The sequence below is a fragment of the Halomicrobium sp. HArcel3 genome (genome assembly GCF_058933135.1).
The window spans coordinates 857,765-875,714 of the sequence record NZ_JBZYDN010000001.1 but is presented as its reverse complement, the minus strand read 5'-3'; the positions used below and the strand labels follow the sequence as shown (position 1 = coordinate 875,714).

Here is a 17,950-nt window from a genome sequence, read left to right as displayed (position 1 = left end):
TGGTCACACCTCCTCGGCCGCTCGCCTGCCCGCCTCGTATCCCGTCGCTATCGAGACGCCCGCGCCCGACTTCTCCGCGGCCAGGTCGTAGCCGCCAACCACGCTCCCGGCCGCCCGCAGGTTGTCGAACGCGGGGTCGCCGCCCTCGTCCCGCGGTCGCAATTCCCGTCCCACGTCGACGCCGAACCGGGCGAACTCGTGGTCGTCGAAGACGCCGTCCTCGAACCAGTCGTAGCGGTCAGCCGGGTGGGGGACGTGGCAGTCGAAAATCGGCTCACGCACGCCCGTGCGGTCAGATTCGATGCCCTTCCCGACGAGGCCGCCCGTCGCGAGGACGAACTGGTCGGCGTGGTAGGGGACTCGGTTGCCGTTGCGGTCCAGAATCACGCTGTCGACGCGGCCGTCACCGTCGGCCTCGTAGTCGACGACGGGGTTGCCGCTGTCGATCGACGCCCCCGAATCGTCGAGGGCCGCGAACAGCCGGTCCTCGAGGCGCATCCCCGGGAGCGACGGCGGTCCCATCGGGACTTCGAAGACGGGCACGTCGAGATAGCGCGCCAGGTCGGCGCGGACGTCGTCGTGGTCCTCCTCGCCGAGCAGCGCTGGAAATCCGACGCGCTCGTGCCCGTCCAGTTTCGCCTTCACTCGCTCGGCCAGATCCTTCCGGGTACCAAGCTGCCGTCCGCCGCCGGTCACTTCCTCGTCCTCGTCGAGGGCCTGGGCGTACCGGGTCACCTTCGCGTCGTCGCGCAGGTCGCCAGGGAACGGGATAGTCACGCCGCCGACGGCGAAGGGGACGCCGACCGCTTCGAGGTGGCTGGCCGCCAGCGGCGCGTCGAAGTCGGTCACCGTCTGGAAGCCGACCAGGAGCAGGTCGCCGCCGGCCGACGCGACGCCGGGCGCGACGCTCGCGGGGTAGCGCGCCGTCGGCTTGACCGTCCCGCCGTGGGTTGGGACGAGCGCGTTCGCGTCCGTATGGCCGCCGCGGTAGCCCGGAACCGAATCGTCGAACAGCGAGAGCGCGTCCCGGACCGTCGACTCGCCGAGGACGCTGTAGGGGTGCTCGGCGTGCAGCCGGTCCATCGCGTCGAAGGGGTGGGCCACCGGTCCCTCACCGTCGACGTACCCCAGGACGTCGACGAGCCCCGTCGCCATCCGGAGGGTGCTCTGCTTGTACGAAGTGAGTCGAACGTTCGCCCCCTCGCGCGCGGCCGAGAGGGCCGCCATCGTCCCCGCGAGGCCGCCGCCGATGACCAGCACGTCCGACTCAATCGCCATCGCTGGCCTCCGTAGGACCGCCGTCGGCCATCGCGCCAGCCTCCGGCCCGCCGTCGAACGCGTCGAACGCGATCGAACCGTCGCGGTTCGCGGGATCGCTGTCCCTGTTCTGCGTCGTCGCCTGGAGCGCGTAGTTGAGCATCGCCTGGGAGAGCTGTTCGCCCCAGAGCGCGTGGCGCTGGCCCTTCCAGCGCTCCTGGAGCAGGTCGTCCCACGAGTCGCGGACGACCGGTTCCCCGTACTGGGGGTGGAGTTCGTTCGCCATCCGGTGACAGCAGAAGCCGCCCTGGCAGTTGCCCATCGAGGCCCGCGTCCGGATCCGGCTCGCGTTCAGGTCGCTGCCCGCCTGGTCGATGGCATCTCGCATCTCCGCCCGCGTGACGCCCTCGCAGTCACAGACGATCGGGTTCGGGGCGTCCGTCCCGAGCACTTCGTCGGCCCGCGACCCGAGTCGTTCGACGCTGCGGCGACCGATCGGTGACCGGAGACCGAACTCGTCCATGTAGTCTCTGAGCACCTGGAAGTCCTCGCTACCGGGGAGGGGAACCTCGGCCGTCCGGCAGTCCGCGTCGATACCGAACTTCGCGCAGACGTGGTCGGCGATCTCCTCGCCCATCATCCGGTAGGTTGTGAACTTCCCGCCGACGATGCTCGTCATCCCGGGGACGCCGTCGCGGTCCTCGTGGTCGAGCAGGAAGTAGTCGCGTGTGATGTCCGTCGGGTCGGCGGTTCCCGTCTCCGGCGGTTCGTACAGCGGGCGGACGCCCCAGAACGACCGTATCGAACGGGCCTCCGAGAGGATGGGGACGAGTTCCGAGAGCGTGTCGATCATCTGGTCTACCTCCCACTGCTCCTCGGGGTAGTTTTCGGGGTCTTCGACCTCCTCGTCGGTCGTCCCGAGGATCGCGGTGGTCTCGTGAGGCACGACGATGTCGGCGTCGCCCTTGGGGCGGCAGCGGTTGATCACGGTGTCGACCTGGCGGACGTTCATGATCGTCATCACGCCCTTCGACGGGCGGACCTCGACGTCGAGACCCGCCATGTCGCCGATCCGACCGGCCCAGGCGCCCGTCGCGTTGACGACGTGATCTGCCCTGATCTCCTCGCGCCCGGACTGGACGCCGTGGACCCGTTCGCCGGGTTTCGCACCGTGTTCGACGTCGACGCCGACCACCTCCCCGTCCTCGACGATCAGGTCTCTGACTTTCGCGTGCGTCTCGATGCGGGCGCCGTGCTCCATCGCGCTGCCGGCGTTCGCGACGACGAGGCGGAACGGGTCCACGGCCCCGTCGGGGACGGCGATGGCCTTCTCGACGTCCGTCGCGAGGTGCGGTTCCCGTTCGCGGGCCTCGCGGCCGGAGAGGACTTCCGCGGGGATGCCGCACTCTTCACAGCCGTGGAGTTTCTGCTCGAAGTACTCCTCAGTGTCCTCGGGGCGTTTGACGAACAATCCGCCGGTCATCTCGACGCAGTGGGCGGCGATATCCCGCAGAACGCGGTTCTCCTCGATGCACTCGCGGGCGCTCTTCTGGTCGGAGACGGCGTACCGGCCGCCGCTGTGGAGCAACCCGTGCATCCGGCCCGTCGTCCCGTGTGTGAGGTTCCCCTGTTCGACGAGGACCACGTCGAGGCCACGCATCGCGAGGTCGCGGGTGACGCCGACGCCCGTCGACCCACCGCCCACGACGACGACCCTGGGTGTCGATGCCATGCAACTACGTGAACGGTCTCGGGCCGGCCACTTCAATCTTTACCGACACTCATACCCAGACAGTAATCATCACGTTCGTACCAGATTGTTACTTGCCACCGTGCATCACTCGTTGCGGCCAAATTCGCCATTCTGGTACATTTCAGGGATTTCTGTGAGGACGTGTCGGCACGACGCGAAGTTTTATACTGATTCCACATAAACTTTACCGACAAGGCGGTAACGAGCGTAACTACCCGCCAGCTCCAGAGAGATCACCGACATGACCGACACATACGTAGGCGCGATCGACCAGGGGACGACCGGCACCCGCTTCATGGTGTTCGACCACGGCGGCCAGGTCGTCGCAAACGCGTACGAGAAACACGAGCAGATCTACCCCGAACCCGGCTGGGTCGAGCACGACCCCGTCGAGATATGGGAGAACACCAAGAGCGTCGTCGTCCGCGCCCTCGACGAAGCGGACCTCGAGGCCGAACAGCTGGCCGCCATCGGTATCACGAACCAGCGCGAGACGACGCTCGTCTGGGACGTCGAGACCGGCGACCCGGTCCACAACGCGCTCGTCTGGCAGGACCGGCGGACGACGGACCGCGTCGAGGAACTGGAGGCCGAGGACAAGGTCGAGTGGATCCGTGAAAAGACGGGGCTCGAAGCCGACGCCTACTTCTCGGCGACGAAAGTGGAGTGGATCCTCGACAACGCAGACCCGCTCAAACTGGAGGCCAGTCGCCCGGAGAACCTCCGGGACCGCGCCGAAGCCGGGGAACTCCGGATGGGGACCATCGACACGTGGCTCATCTCGAAACTCACCGGCAACGTCATCACCGACGTGACGAACGCCTCGCGGACCATGCTGTTCGACATCCACGAGATGGAGTGGGACGACGAACTTCTGGAGGAGTTCGGCGTCCCGCGGTCGATGCTCGCGGAAGTCAGACCCTCCTCGGACGAGGACCTGTACGGCCACACCGACCCCGGCGGGTTCCTCGGCGCGGAGATTCCCGTAGCCGGCGCGCTTGGTGACCAGCAGGCCGCGCTGTTCGGGCAGACCTGTTTCGACGAGGGCGACGCGAAGAACACCTACGGCACCGGCTCCTTCTTCCTGATGAACACCGGGAACGAGGCCGTCGACTCAGAACACGGTCTGTTGACCACCGTCGGCTTCCAGCGATCCGGCGAACCCGTCCGGTACGCCCTGGAGGGGTCCATCTTCATCACCGGCGCGGCCATCGAGTGGCTCGAAGACGTCGACCTGATCACCAACGCCGCCCAGACCGCCGAACTCGCCAGTTCCGTCGACTCGACCGACGGGGTCTACGTGGTCCCGGCGTTCACGGGCCTCGGCGCGCCCCACTGGGACGGGCGCGCACGCGGGACGATCGTCGGAATGACGCGCGGCACGAGGAAGGAACACATCGTCCGTGCGACGCTGGAGGCCATCGCCTACCAGACCCGCGACGTGGCCGAGGCGATGGAGGCCGACTCCGGCATCGAGATGGGACAGCTCCGGGTCGACGGCGGCGCGGTCAAGAACAACTTCCTCTGCCAGCTCCAGGCCGACATCATCCGGACCGGTATCGTCCGCCCGGAGGTCGACGAGACGACGGCGCTCGGGTCGGCCTACGCCGCCGGCCTCGCCGTCGGCTACTGGGAGTCGGTGGACGAACTCAGGGACAACTGGCACGTCGACCGGGAGTTCACGCCGGAGATGGACGCCGCGCGCGCCGACAGGATGTACGACCGGTGGGGCGACGCCGTCGAGCGCTCCCTCGACTGGGCGCGGGAGGAGTGAGATGATCGACGGTGTCGTCCTGCAGGTTCCCCTCCTGGACGTGCCGTGGGAGCACTTCGCTGCCCTCGTCATCGCCGCGGCAGCAGGCGGCGCGTTCGGGGCGGCCGTCGGCGCCCTCCCGGCGTTCGTCTTCACCGGCTTCGTCGTGCTGCTGGGCGAGGGCCTCGCGGCCCTCGCCGGACCGGGCACGCGATACAACGAACTGGCGAGCGCGGAACTGGCCTCCGGTGTCACCGGCGTCATCGGGTTCGGCCCCGTGACCGGGCCGCACATCGGCTTCGCCGCCGGCGTCGCTGCCACCGCGTACGCGGCAAAGCGGTACCCCGAGATGGAGCCCGACTGGGACTATCACTTCGGGAAGGACATCCTGTTCGCGTTCGGGACGAAGCCCGACATCCTCGCCGTCGGCGCTGCCTTCGGCATCCTCGGGATGCTCATCGCCCGCGTCTTCGGCGGCCTCGGCGTGCCGATCGACGGCATCGCCTTCTCCGTCGTCGCGACCGCGTTCCTGGCGCGCCTGGTGTTCGGCTATCCCCTCCTCGGCTCCCCCGCCGGGAACGGCTACTTCGACATGACGCCGTTCGAGCGAGACGAACTCCGGGACGACGGGAGCGACCGGCCCGCCGTCGAGCCGTGGCTGCCACAGCAGTACAGGTGGTCCGGCGTCGCGGCAATCGGCCTGGTCGGCGGCGTTCTCGGCGGCTGGACGTGGATGATCACCGGCACCGTCTTCATGGCCTACGGCATCTCCGCGGCGAGCCTGCTCTTTCTCAACCTCGGCGTCGCGAACTTCCCCGTGACCCACCACATCACCCTCGGTGGCTCCACGTTCGCGGTCATCGCCGGCGCCTACGCCGTGAGCGAACCGACGCTCATGGTCGTCGCCGCGCTCGGCGGGCTCGTCGGTGCGCTCCTGGGCGAAATCACTCAGCGAGTCGCGTACGCCCACTCGGGGACGCACGTGGACCCGCCGGCGATGTCCATCGCGATATACACGCTGGTGATCGGCGTCCTCTTCCTGCTGGGCGCGCTGCCGAACGCGGGGTACCTGGCACTATAGTCGTGATATCCCACCACCGCACTTCCGGCGAAACGGCCGTCGTATCGAAGTACACAACTGGTCGACGGTCACCTAGCGAACGAGAGCATGGACATCGAATCGCGAATTAGTCGGCGTCGCCGCGGCGACGCGGCCGAGTTGATCCTCGATTACGAGGACCTCTCGCCGGTGACCCACGTCGCCGAACCAGCCGACCGGGGGCCGTTCCTCGAACGCCTCCTCGACCACCTGGACCCGGTCTTCGAGGGAGACCTGCCGGAGAACGCCTACGTGTGGGGCCCCCAGGGGGCGGGTAAGTCGGCCGTGCTGTCGGCGCTGTTCGCCCACCTCCGGAATCTGCCGGACCACGCGGACGCCGTCATCCACACGGCTACGCGATCACGACCCGTCTCGACGCCGTCGTTCGTCTCCCTGGACCTCCGGGAGGCCGCCAGCGAGTTCGGGCTTTACCACGGCCTGCTGGACGGGCTCGTCGAGGACCCCGTCCCGGAACACGGCGTCGGGACCGAGGAGGTTCGCTGCCGCCTCTCCGACCGGGTCGCCGACCGACCAGTCGTCGCCGTCCTCGACCACGTCGACGAACCGGCGACGCTGGACCGGGCGACGATACTCGACGCGCTGGAGCCCTTCGACGGGCTCCGCTGGATCTGCGTCGGTCGCGACCCGCCCGACCGCCGCGGGTGGGACGAGTGCGACGCGACGGCACTCGAGGTGCCCGCCTACCGACGACAGGTGCTCGTCGACGTCGTCATGGACCGGGCCTCGGCGGGGCTGGCCACCCGGGTGCTCGCCCACGACCAGGCCCGGGAGATCGCGGAGTGGGCCGACGGGAACGCCCACGACGCCCTCGCCGCGCTGTTCGCCGCTGCCGACGCCGCCGCGGCGGCCGGCCGGGACCGCATCGAACCAGCGGACGTCTCGACCGGCATCGCCGACGTCCCGCGTCCGTCCGTCTCGCTCGGCCGGGTGCTGGCGTTACCTGCCAACCGGCAGTCCGTGTTGCGAGAACTCGTGGGCCTCGACGCCGCGGACCGGGCCACGGTGATGGCCACCACCGACGCCATCGCGGCCTCGGACCGCATCGACCTCTCACCGGGGACGGTCAAGCGGTTCCTCTACGAACTGGCGGAGGCGGGGATACTCGCTCGCGAGGAGAACACCGACGCCGACCGCCAGGGGCGACCGCCCAGCCGGGTCGAGCCCCGATTTCCGCCGATGGTGTTCGCGCGCCTGTACGACCTCCAGAACAGCTAGACCTGGTTCTACCGTTTTCCGGTTCCGCCCGTGAGCGCGCTCGCGAGCGCGCCCATGACGACGACGTCGTCGCCGAGGTTCGTCAACTGGACGTCCGGGATGTTGCCGAGGATCATGTCCGGAATGCGCTCCCGGATCGGGTCGAGAATCTGGTCGGGGTTGTGTATCGCCACGGCGCCACCGACGTAGACGACCAGCGGCGCGTACGCGTGGACGAGGTTCGCGACGCCCATCGCGTTCCAGTGGTTGACCTGTTCGAGGACGAAGTCGGCGAACTCGTCGCCCTCCTCCGCGTGGGCGAACACGTCCGCGGCGCCGAAGTCGTCGTCCTCGACCGGGAGCGAGGTCTCCACCGGGTCGTCGCGGTGGAGCTGCGTGGCGTATCGGGGGATGCTGTTACCGGAACTGTACGCCTCCCAGTGGCCTTCCCAGCCACAGCCACAGGGCATGAACCCCGTCGGGTCGAGTTGCATGTGGCCGACCTCGCCGGCGTTGCCGTCCCAGCCGGTGAGGACGTTGCCGTCGACGCAGACGCCGGCGCCGATGCCCGAGGAGATGGTGAGATACACCATGTCGTCGGGGTTTCGGTCGGAGAAGAAGCGCTCGCCGATGACGCCGGCGGTCGTGTCGTTGTGGAGGTAGACGTCCTCTGAGTCGATCAGCTTTGAGACGGGGCCGGTCAGTGGGATGCGGTCGATGGTGTCAGGCAGGTTCGCCGGGTTGTCGATGATCCCCTCGGCCAGGTCCAGCGGCCCGATAGAGCCGATGCCGGCCGCCCGAATGGCCGTCGGTTCGACGTCGGCTTCGTCGGCGGCCCGTCGGACCGTGTCGAGAATGGCCTCGGTGACGGCGATTCCGGTCGGCCCGCGCGGCGTCTCGGCCGCGTGCGAACCGAGTTCGCGGCCGGTCTCGTCGCCGATAACCGCCCGGACGTTCGTGGCGCCCAGGTCGACCCCTGCGTAAGCGGGCATTCTATCTGAGGGGTGTACCTTTCGCTACTTAACTACACAGATCTTCGAGCACGGAACTGAATTAAAAATTCGACGTCGGTGGGGTCGGACAACTCCTCGTCCCGCTTTCGACCCTATTCGCGGCCGCCGTGCTCGCCGATGGCGTCCTCGTAGATGACGCCGCGTTCGGCGTCGAGGGTTATCACGTCGCCGTCGGCGACGTGTCCGGGGATCTGCGCGTCCGAGACCATCGGGATGTCGAGTTCGCGGGCGACGATGGCGGCGTAACTCGTCATCCCCTCGTGCGCGTCGACGATCCCGCCGATCGTCCCGATGTCGCCCTCGAACTCCCCCTCGAAGTCGGCCGAGACGGAGACGATGGCGCCGTCCGGTATCGACGTGAGGTCACCGTCCGGGACCCGGTGGAGGGGCGCCGAGACGAGACCGTCGACGACGGACCGGCCGCTGGCGACGGTCTCCGCGGCGACGTGGACCTTGAGCGTGTTCGCGGTGTTGAGCCCCTCGAGTTCGGTCATCATGCCCGCGAGGACGACGACGGTGTCGCCGCCCGTGGCCGCGTCCGTGTCCAGCGCGGACTGGACCGCTTGCTGGATGATCGCGTCCGCACCTTCGTTCGTGTAGTGCGTCGTGACGGGGATGATCCCCCAGGACAGCGCCAGCTGGCGGCGGACCTTGTCGCTCGGCGTCGACGCGACGATGGGGATCGATGGCCGGAACTTGGCGGCTTTCAGCGCCGTGTATCCGGACTCGGAGGCGGCGACGACTGCCGACGCGCCGATGTCGCGGGCGAGAAACCGGGCCGAGCGGGCCAGCGCGTCGGTCCTGGTGTCGTCGGCGTTCGGCACGCGCTGTTCCCGGGACTCGGCGTACTCCTCGCTGGACTCGACGTCGCGGACGATGCGGTCCATCGTCTCGACGACGCGAACGGGGTGGTCGCCGATGGCCGTCTCTCCCGAGAGCATGACGGCGTCCGTTCCGTCGAGGACGGCGTTGGCGACGTCGGAGGCTTCGGCGCGCGTGGGTCGGCGCTCGTGGATCATCGAATCGAGCATCTCCGTCGCGGTGATGACCGGGACGCCGGCGACGTGGCACCGCCTGATTATCCGCTTCTGGATGATCGGGACGTCTTCGAGCGGGCACTCGACGCCGAGGTCGCCCCGGGCGACCATCACCGCGTCGGCCGCGTCGATGATGGAATCGAGGTTCTCGACGGCCCCGGCCCGCTCTATCTTCGCGATGATGGGGATGTCCACGCCCCGATCCTCCAGTGCCTCCTCGATCTCGTAGATGCTCTCACCGTCGCGGACGAACGAGGCGGCCACGAAGTCGGGCTCCATCTCCGCCGCGACGTCGAGTTCCCGCTCGTCGTTCTCCGTGATCACCGGGAGGCCGAGTTCGACGCCCGGCACGTTGACTCCCTTCCGGGCGCCGAGTTCCCCGCCGCTCTCGACGGTCGCGTAGACGACGTCGTCTTCGACCCGCTCGACCGTCGTCTCGATTCGACCGTCGTCCAGGAGGACGACGTCTCCGGGTTCGACGGCGGCGATGGACGTCGAGAGGCCGACCTCCTCCGGCGTCGCCGTGTCTCCCTCCACGAACCTGACGGTGGTGCCCTCCACGAGTTCGATGGAATCTCGGATGGGAGCGGTCCGGACCTCCGGGCCCGGCATGTCAAGCATGGACGCGACCGGCGCCTCGATACGGGAATCTACCTCACGGATACGCTCGATCATCTCGCGGCGGTGCTCCGGCGAGCCGTGACTCGCGTTGAGCCGAGCCACCGACATCCCCGCCTTCGCGAGGGCAGTTATCTGCTCGACGGACTCCGAGGCCGGGCCGAGCGTGCAGACGATCTTCGCGCTACGTATCATACCACCGACCTCCGGTTCTCGACTCGAGAACGACACTAATCATACCGGGAAATACCGACGGAGGGGATAAGAACCTTATCTACCGCGAACGGGAGCAGGCGAGACAGAGAGGAGCCGTTACCGGGAGATAGCGGCCGTCGAACCTTCGATGACCGACGCGACCTCGTCGGGCGTGACGACCGCGATATCACCGGGGATAGACCGCTTGACGGCCGCCGTCGCCGCGCCGTATTCGAGCGACGTCGGGACGTCGGCCCCGTCGACGTATCGGGACAGGAAGCCGCCGACGAACGAGTCGCCGGTGCCGACGGGGTGGTCGTCCGTCGCCTCGAACGTGGGCTGTTCGTACACCTCGTCGTCGATGGCCGCGAGCGCTCCCTCGCTCCCGCGAGTGACGACGGTGACGTCGAAGTCGAACTCCGCCTGGAGTCCACGGGCGATGGCTTCGGCGTCACCGTCGCGCCCGAGCACGTGTTCGGCGTCACGCTGGGCCGTAAAGAGGACGTCTACGTCGGGGAACAGCGTCTCGACCGCGGGTCTGGCCTCCGCCGGGTCCCAGACTTTCGACCGGTAGTTCAGGTCGAACGTCGTGGTCGTCCCCGCCTCGCGGGCGAGCGAGAGCAGGTCTCCCGTCGTTTCGAACAGCGTCTCCGAGAGCCCGGGCGTGATACCGGTGGTGTGGAACGCGGTCGCCCCGCGCACCCGTTCTGTCGGAAGTTCGTCGGGCGTCGCCGTCGTCACGGCGGCGTTCGCCCGGTCGTAGATGACGTTGTTTCCGCGCGGGACGTCACCCGATTCGAGGTAGTACGTCCCGAGCCGTCCGTCGGGGGACGCCGCGGCGTCGACCGTGACGCCGTGCTGGCGGAGTTCGCTCGTCACCCGGCGGCCCACCGGGCTGTCGGGCACTTTCGAGAGCCAGGCGGCGTCGAGGCCGAGGCGCTGGGCGGCCACGGCGACGTTGCTCTCCGCGCCCGCGACGTGGACGTCGTACTCGTCTGCCGTCTCGACCCGCTCGTCTCCCGGTGGGGAGAGCCTGAGCATCGTCTCGCCGAAGGTCACGAGGTCCGTCATACAGTCGGATGGACCGGCAGCGAGTATAAATCCCGACCAACCAGAGTGGGGTCGCGGGAGTGCCGACGGACCACGTGCTACCCTAGTGGTAGCCCGAAACGTCCCAAACCCTTATGTGATCAAATGCTACAAGGAGAGCTATGTACTGCAGGACAGTACGACAAACCGAGCCGTGTTCACGTCGGTCCGACTGTGACACGCCTCGCGATGGTGTCGTACCGACGCAGGGTGGCAGCGGAGGGTATCGAAAATGAGCGGAGACGACTCCGCAGCGGGCGGTTCCGGGGGGATCGCCCAGACGTTGACGCCGAACTTCATCAGACGGAGCTTCGCGCTCAAATTCGGCCTGGTGCTCCTGGTCATGGGGATGTCCGTGGGCGTCATCGGACTCGTCGCGACCGAGCAGGTCAAGAGCGAGACGCAGACGAACGTCGAAAACGAGTACCGGAACGGTGCGCTCCAGGAAGCGGACATCATCGAGCAGTGGGTGTCGCGGAACCGCCTCTCGACCAAGTTGTTGTCCAGCGACGAGGGCTGGGACAGCAACGAGGACCTCAGTCTGAAACTGGAAAACGAGAAGTCCGAACTCTCCGGCGAAGTGGTGGGGATGCACATCGTGGACCTCTCGGGTGACCAGGCCGAGGTCGTCGCCAGCAACACCCTTCGAGAGGGACCGACGCTCTCGGGGCGACCACAGAGCTGGTTCCTCGACGAGTCGTTCTCCAGCGCCAGCGACGTCGCGATGTCGGAGACGTACCTCACGAACCGGCAGCACGTCGTCGGCTTCGTCAGTCCCGTCCCGTCCGGGGACGGTCGGTACGTCCTGATCGAGTACAGCCTCGAGAACATCGCCGGATCGCTACAGGGGGCCGACCGGGCGACGGGCGGGTTCACGCGAGTCGTCAACGAAGAGGGCAAGGTCATGATCGACGAGCCTCGACAGGGCGAATCCGGCGTCGGTAACGTGACGCTGTACTCTTACAGTGGCGGACAAGCCGACAAACCACTCCAGAAGGCCATCGGACTCCGCTCGTCTAGCCAGGACGCCGGCGTCATCCAGGAGATGCCCGCCAACGAGAACGTCATCGACGAGCGGTACACGGTGGGCTTCTCACCGGTCTCCGGTACCGACTGGGTCGTGCTCGTCCACGCACCGTACTCCTCCGTGTTCGGATTCGTGCAGGACGTCCAGCAGTGGGGACTGATCGCCACCGGTGGCGGTGTCGTCCTCATCGGTGGCGTCGGTGCTATCCTCGGCTACAGTACGTCGAGTACGATCGACCGACTCACCCGGAAGACCGAGGAGATGCGCGAGGGCAACCTCGACGTCGAGATCAACTCTTCCCGCATCGACAACATCGGCCGCCTGTACGACGGGTTCGCCGACATGCGCGACTCCCTGAAGAACCAGATCGACGAGGCCGAACGGGCACGGAAGGAAGCCGAAGTGTCCAGGGCCGAGGCGATGGAGGTCAACAACTACCTCCAGCAGAAGGCCGACGAGTTCAGCCAGGCCATGGAGGCCACGGCCGCCGGGGACATGACTCAGCGCATGCAGACTGAAGGCGAGAACGAGTCGATGGACCGCATCGCGAACGAGTTCAACTCGATGATCGAGGAACTCGAGAAAACCACGGGTCAGCTCAAGAGCTTCGCCGACGAGGTCGCCGAGTCCGGGGACGTCGTGCTGGCCAGTTCCGAGTCCGTCCGTGACGCCTCCGAGCAGGTCGCCGAGTCCATCCAGAAGATCTCCGACGACGCCTACGAGCAGAAGGACCGGCTCCAGGGCGTCTCCGAGAACCTGGACGAACTCGTCGACACGCTCGAACGGTTCCAGGCGGAGAACCCCTCGGTCGACATGGGCGACTCCATCGACCAGTTCCGCCAGGTCGCGACGACGATGCAGCAGGCAGCCGAGACCAGCGAACGCATGATGGCCGAGTCCGAGAACGTCGCCGGCGCGGCCGAGGAACAGGCCGCCGAACTGAACGAGGTCTCCTCGCGAGCGGAGAAACTCAAGCGCTACGCGCGCCCGCTCGGCGACATCCTCAACCGGTTCGAGACCGAAGCCGAACACGAGTTCGTCTTCTCCGGCGGTCCGTCCCAGGCGACCCGGGACGACGGCGACGACTGATCGACCGGCGCTGCTTTTTCTCGCGACGTCTCAGTACGACCTTCGAGCAGTGCGAGCATCGGTCCGCACACCCGCTTCTTCCAGTCTCACGGCGACGGTAGACGCCGACCTATCGGGTACGCTGGGTCGACCGGGTGCCATGGGATCTCTGCTGGTCGTAACCGACGTCGGTCCGTTCGATTCCGTACCAGTCGAAACCTGGCGGTCGGTTCGAAGTTTCCACCGTCTGCACGAACCACGAGGCGCCGTAATCAGTCGGGAACTCCAGTCGGGATCGGATAAGACAACGGCGAAGAAACGAGGAGCGACGCTGCGTCAGCGAAGACCGTTTCATGGTGGTGGTTGTACCTTTGTACCGGCGTTCGCCGGTACCGGCCACGTCGAAGGCCGGCAGACTCGCTTCACTCCTCTCCCGAGCCCGGCCTCACGCGGTTCGGCCGGACGCCGACGGACTCGCTCTGCTCGTCCGTCGAGCCCCGACTCGCCGTGCTCGTCGGGACGCCGGCACGGGCTTACAACCATCACTAACAGTGGCTTACTGTTCGAGTGCAGAATGCGACGGAAGTACGTCTATTACCTGAAGAATCGACGGGGAGGATACGACTCACCGGACCGAGCAAGGACGAGTACCGTAACTCTGCCAGATGACTCTCCGACGAAACGGGCCTGCCCGTCGGCACCTGTCCCTCGTCGTCGACGGAGATCAGTACTCGCAGCAGACGCTTTTCGACCCTCCTCACTGGTTCTCGTTTACCAACTGCCACCCAGGTCAATCCCATCGATGTATCTCGCTCAGACAAACCCACTGACTGACGCGTGTGCAGATTGTTGGGTGTTTCTACCGGCCTACTGACCAAATTTTCGTGTAAGGGCGAATTATGTCGCTTCCAAAAGTACACAATCGATAAACGGGTCGGTGAGGTCGAATCGGGTAGTAATAATTACAAAATGTCTCGTATAAGACGCACTGCTTGCGTATAGCGCTATACAGTTTACGAGTTCGACATCCACCGTCTCAATTAGCAATCAACAACGAGTTTATTCGTTTAGAGACCTCTGAGATCGCCACTTCACATCCAGTCATATCTCGTTCGATCCTCGCTACGCCGTCTTCGAGACATCCAAGTTCAGACTCACCACTGTTCATGAATTGGTTGTCGTGCCACGACCTATGGCGGTAGATCACTACGAGGCTTCGACGTCAGTAGGCCGGACCTTGGAGGGATCAGGCCATCGCGATCGCCATCGTATCGGAACTACTCTCGCAACCGAGTTCTGCTGAACAGATAGTGAGCTGGGCGACGTATCGGCTGCACCGACGTGATGCCCCAGATACCCGTCTGGCCACGCGGACAATTCTCCCGCGTCTGAATCCATACTCGTGGACCTGGTACCTCGTCGATACATCGTAGTCGTAAGTACCGTTGTGATGGCTCTCGATGGCAATGCGCCTGAGCAATGGTCTCTGAAGCTACCTTCCAGGTAACCTGCGCCCACCTACACAGAAACGTCTCGTGACTCCCCAGCGGCCTCAGAACTGCCGCAATTCCTCTGAAGGCATCGGTACGTAGTGATCGGGTCGTTCGGATGCCACTGCAAGTCTGGCCTACCAGTGATCGGATACGGGATTTCGACGAAGCTCGACCATCCGAATTGCGTAGTCTGAACCAGAACGATGCCGTCACCTGTCCAATGTGAAGGTCCAGTGGGGCGGACAATAATCGGCATCCATGGCAAATGAGATCCTCTACGGAAGTTCTGTACCATTGGGCCAACCAGTCCAAAATCGGTTTGGAGTTCGTGACGACGGTGGTTCGTTGACAAGAGATTGGTGCGTCGTCGTATTCGTCTCGTGAGGTCTGTTTGCCGAGTCTCGAAGAAGTTCGAGACCTTGCATGACAAATCGGTTCCTGGCTCTGCAATCTCTAGCATAGTAATGCGCTCTGACTTCCGTAACCGCGAGCATTTCGCGAATGCAAATCGGTGAGAGCTCCGAGGTGGCAAGCGCGACCGAAGACTATTATCTGTGTCCCTAAGTTTCATCGGTGAATTTGGGAGTTAGACACACAGATATAATCGACACAGACTGCCGAATTGGAATGCACTTCCACAAATAAGGGTCTTTATCTGGGTGATTGAGTTAGATTGATGTAACTGGGGGCCAAGCTATCGTACATGGCAAGCGACGGGTCCGTCGACACGGGCCGGGCACACGTTCAGACGTACGTGCCGGAATACCAGAAAGACGAGTGGGCCAGAGACGCCGAGGCGATGAACATGAGTCTGAGCGAGTTCGTCCGATCGATGGTACAGGCCGGGAGGAGCGACATTTCGGTGGATACCGACGTTGCGTCAATCGAACCTGCTGATGAAGCCGCTGCAGCCCCATCTTCGACGCCCGAACCCCAGGGGTCGGGCCTGGAAGACCGGGTCGTCGATATCCTCGAATCGGACGAGTTCTACGACTGGGACGAACTGGTCGCTGCGTTGACCGACGACGTCGAGGAGCGTCTCGAAGACGCGCTCCAGGATCTGCAAGCCGATGGCCAGGTCCAGTACAGCGGCCGGAACGGGGGATACACGCTCGTATGAGCGCTCGAAACGACACTGTCGAGGTGGACGACGATCCAGTCGAGTACTTCCTCGACGACGTCACCTACCACGGAAAGACCGAACGCACTCGTTCGTATTACGAACGCGTCCTCCGGGACTTCGAAGCGTTCCTCGGCGACGGGGCCCGCCCCGTCCCGCTGGCAGAAGCGAGCCATCGCGACTGCATGGCGTTCGTCCACGACCTCCGGGGCGACAAGAGCGAGTCCACCGTCGCCACGTACGCCTCCTATCTCCACCGGTTCTACGCCTACATGACGGAGGTCGGCGCTTTCGATGCCAATCCGATGACGCTCGTCATGGAGGAGATGGACGAGTCTATCAACACCGACCCTGCCCGTCGGGAGATCAGCGTCCCCGAAATGCGAGCGTTCGTGGCGGACGTCCGCCACCCGCTGGAACGTGCAATCGTCGTCACGTTCCTCAAGACCGGTATGCGAGTCGGGGAGCTGTGTAACCTGGACCTCAGAGATCTCCACCTCGAGTCGGGTCCGGAGGTCGGCGCCGACGTCCGCGTACAGATCGAATCCCGTCCGGACTCGCTGTTCGTCTCTTCGGAACCTTCGCGGAACGTCGTCGTGAACGGCGAAGAACGAACGGCTTCGAACAAGCGAAAACGAGACACCACGATTCCCGTCGACGACGAGCTCCGGCGGGCGTTACTCCGCTGGCTGACGATACGCCCCGACGCCCGCTCGTCGGCGGAACCACTCTTTACGAGCACGCGAAGCGGCTGGGGAAAGCGGCTCACTCCGGACATGGTCCACCACATCGTGGAGACGCACGCCCGCGAGCGTGGCTGGTACCGAGACGGTGGCGGGGCAGCGGAGAACGTCACGCCACACTACTTCCGGCACTTCTTCACGACACACCTCCGGGATCGCACCGGCGATAGAGGGATCGTGAAGTACCTCCGTGGCGACGTCGCCCAGGACGTCATCGATACGTACACCCACGAATGGGGCGATCGCGTCCGGTCAGAGTACCTCGCGAACGTCTACGAACTGGGGGTATGACGGTTCGAGCCGATCATATAAACCGTATGGAGCTATACAGAACCAGGTGTTGACCGTATTGCGAGGCGATGTCCCAAATGCGACGATAGACGGGTCTCAGCGGCAGAATTCGGGTTGAAGGATTCGACTTCGTTACCGTTCGCTCAGACGATCCAGGGCGTTCCAGGCCGGATCGGACTCCGGGGGGTGCCGCTGGTCGCCGTCGACGAAGACGCCGGAGCCGCTGGAGACTTGACCGACGACGGCTGCGCGCGTTCCGCGTCGCTGGAGTGCATTTACGACGGATTCTGCGTCTTCGGCCTGGACGATTATGACGAGCGTGCCCGTGCTCGTCACCTCCCACGGGTCGACGTCGATCGCGTCAGTTACCGGACCGACGCCCGGCGCGGCCGGAACGGCTTCCCCGTCGACGTCGAAACGAACGCCGGCGCCGTGGGCCATCTCGGTGAGCGCACCGAGCAGCCCGCCTTCGGTCGCGTCGTGCATCGCAGTGACCGTCCCGGCGTCGACGGCCGCCATCGTGTCACGAACGACACCGAACTCTTCGAGACGGCCCCTGGCAGTTTCGAGCGTCGACTCGGCGAGGCCGAGCCGGTCGGGAAAGAGGACGGCGAAGAGGGCCGCAACTTCAGCGCCAGGACCAGTCGTCACGACGATGGAATCTCCGACAGTCGCTCCGTCCGGCCGGACGACGTCTCCGGAATCGCCGACGCCCAGCACGGTCGCACCGCCGACCCAGGAGTAGTCGACGCCGGCGTAGCGTGCGGTGTGACCGGAGACGATACTCACGCCGAGTTCCCGGGCGTGGTCGGAGATGCCGACCCACATCTCGGCTAGCTCCTCGTCGGTCATCTCCGGCGGGAGCGTCAGGCTTATCGAGAGGTGCGAGGGCGGGACGCCGGATACCGCGACGTCGGCGAGGACGACGTCGAGGGCAAACCGGCCGGCCCGCTCGAATCCGAGTTGCGGGAGGATCGAAATGGGATCGGTGGCGGTCACGACAGCCGTGCCGTCCACGTCGAGGACGCCAAAGTCGACGCCGTGTCGCGGACCGACGACGACGTCGTCCCGTTCCGCGCCGAGATGGGGATAGATGACCGAGTCGAAGAACTCCCTGTCTATCTTGCCGAGGTCGGGCATACCGATCGATTGCCCGCGACCCACAAGTAGCCCGGAGAA

At 65.6% G+C, this 17,950-nt stretch carries 12 protein-coding genes; 6 read left to right on the top strand and 6 right to left on the bottom strand.

Going from position 1 to position 17,950, the window contains the following annotated elements; genetic code table 11:
- Positions 1-3: 3 nt before the first annotated feature.
- A complete protein-coding gene (gene glpB, locus AC5FRV_RS04460) occupies positions 4-1,278 on the bottom strand; it encodes a glycerol-3-phosphate dehydrogenase subunit GlpB (protein WP_493559893.1) in 1,275 nt (424 codons plus the stop codon).
- Positions 1,268-2,989, bottom strand: coding sequence for an anaerobic glycerol-3-phosphate dehydrogenase subunit GlpA (gene glpA / locus AC5FRV_RS04455; protein WP_493559892.1), 1,722 nt, complete (start codon positions 2,987-2,989; stop codon positions 1,268-1,270). The genes glpB and glpA overlap by 11 nt, the downstream gene beginning before the upstream one ends.
- A gap of 262 nt (positions 2,990-3,251) precedes the next feature.
- Here glpA and glpK point away from each other — a divergent pair, with 262 nt between their 5' ends.
- The 3 genes from glpK to AC5FRV_RS04440 all read left to right on the top strand — a co-directional run bounded on the left by glpK (position 3,252) and on the right by AC5FRV_RS04440 (position 7,098).
- Positions 3,252-4,784, top strand: coding sequence for a glycerol kinase GlpK (gene glpK, locus AC5FRV_RS04450; RefSeq protein ID WP_493559891.1), 1,533 nt, complete (start codon positions 3,252-3,254; stop codon positions 4,782-4,784).
- A gap of 1 nt (position 4,785) precedes the next feature.
- Complete coding sequence (locus AC5FRV_RS04445; protein WP_493559890.1) at positions 4,786-5,844, top strand: DUF7973 family transport facilitator; 1,059 nt, start codon at positions 4,786-4,788, stop codon at positions 5,842-5,844.
- 87 nt (positions 5,845-5,931) lie between these two features.
- On the top strand, positions 5,932-7,098 hold the full coding sequence (locus AC5FRV_RS04440) for an AAA family ATPase (protein ID WP_493559889.1): 1,167 nt from the start codon (positions 5,932-5,934) through the stop codon (positions 7,096-7,098).
- Between the two features lie 8 nt (positions 7,099-7,106).
- Here the strand turns inward: AC5FRV_RS04440 and AC5FRV_RS04435 are convergent, their stop codons facing one another.
- The 3 genes from AC5FRV_RS04435 to kdgK1 form a co-directional block, all read right to left on the bottom strand.
- Positions 7,107-8,069, bottom strand: coding sequence for an ROK family protein (locus AC5FRV_RS04435; protein ID WP_493559888.1), 963 nt, complete (start codon positions 8,067-8,069; stop codon positions 7,107-7,109).
- A 113-nt stretch (positions 8,070-8,182) separates the two neighbouring features.
- Complete coding sequence (gene pyk / locus AC5FRV_RS04430) at positions 8,183-9,937, bottom strand: pyruvate kinase (protein WP_493560152.1); 1,755 nt, start codon at positions 9,935-9,937, stop codon at positions 8,183-8,185.
- A 120-nt stretch (positions 9,938-10,057) separates the two neighbouring features.
- Positions 10,058-11,011, bottom strand: coding sequence for a bifunctional 2-dehydro-3-deoxygluconokinase/2-dehydro-3-deoxygalactonokinase (kdgK1, locus tag AC5FRV_RS04425; RefSeq protein WP_493559887.1), 954 nt, complete (start codon positions 11,009-11,011; stop codon positions 10,058-10,060).
- Positions 11,012-11,261: 250 nt separating this feature from the next.
- Here kdgK1 and AC5FRV_RS04420 point away from each other — a divergent pair, with 250 nt between their 5' ends.
- The 3 genes from AC5FRV_RS04420 (at position 11,262) to AC5FRV_RS04410 (ending at position 16,771) form a co-directional block, all read left to right on the top strand.
- On the top strand, positions 11,262-13,145 hold the full coding sequence (locus AC5FRV_RS04420) for a PDC sensor domain-containing protein (RefSeq protein ID WP_493559886.1): 1,884 nt from the start codon (positions 11,262-11,264) through the stop codon (positions 13,143-13,145).
- A gap of 2,175 nt (positions 13,146-15,320) precedes the next feature.
- Complete coding sequence (locus AC5FRV_RS04415) at positions 15,321-15,737, top strand: DUF5805 domain-containing protein (RefSeq protein ID WP_493559885.1); 417 nt, start codon at positions 15,321-15,323, stop codon at positions 15,735-15,737.
- On the top strand, positions 15,734-16,771 hold the full coding sequence (locus AC5FRV_RS04410) for a tyrosine-type recombinase/integrase (protein WP_493559884.1): 1,038 nt from the start codon (positions 15,734-15,736) through the stop codon (positions 16,769-16,771). The genes AC5FRV_RS04415 and AC5FRV_RS04410 overlap by 4 nt, the downstream gene beginning before the upstream one ends.
- Before the next feature lie 132 nt (positions 16,772-16,903).
- On the opposite strand, the gene AC5FRV_RS04405 is transcribed toward AC5FRV_RS04410, so the two are convergent.
- Entirely contained in the window at positions 16,904-17,911 is a 1,008-nt protein-coding gene (locus tag AC5FRV_RS04405) for an AIR synthase family protein (protein ID WP_493559883.1), read from the bottom strand.
- Positions 17,912-17,950: the final 39 nt, after the last annotated feature.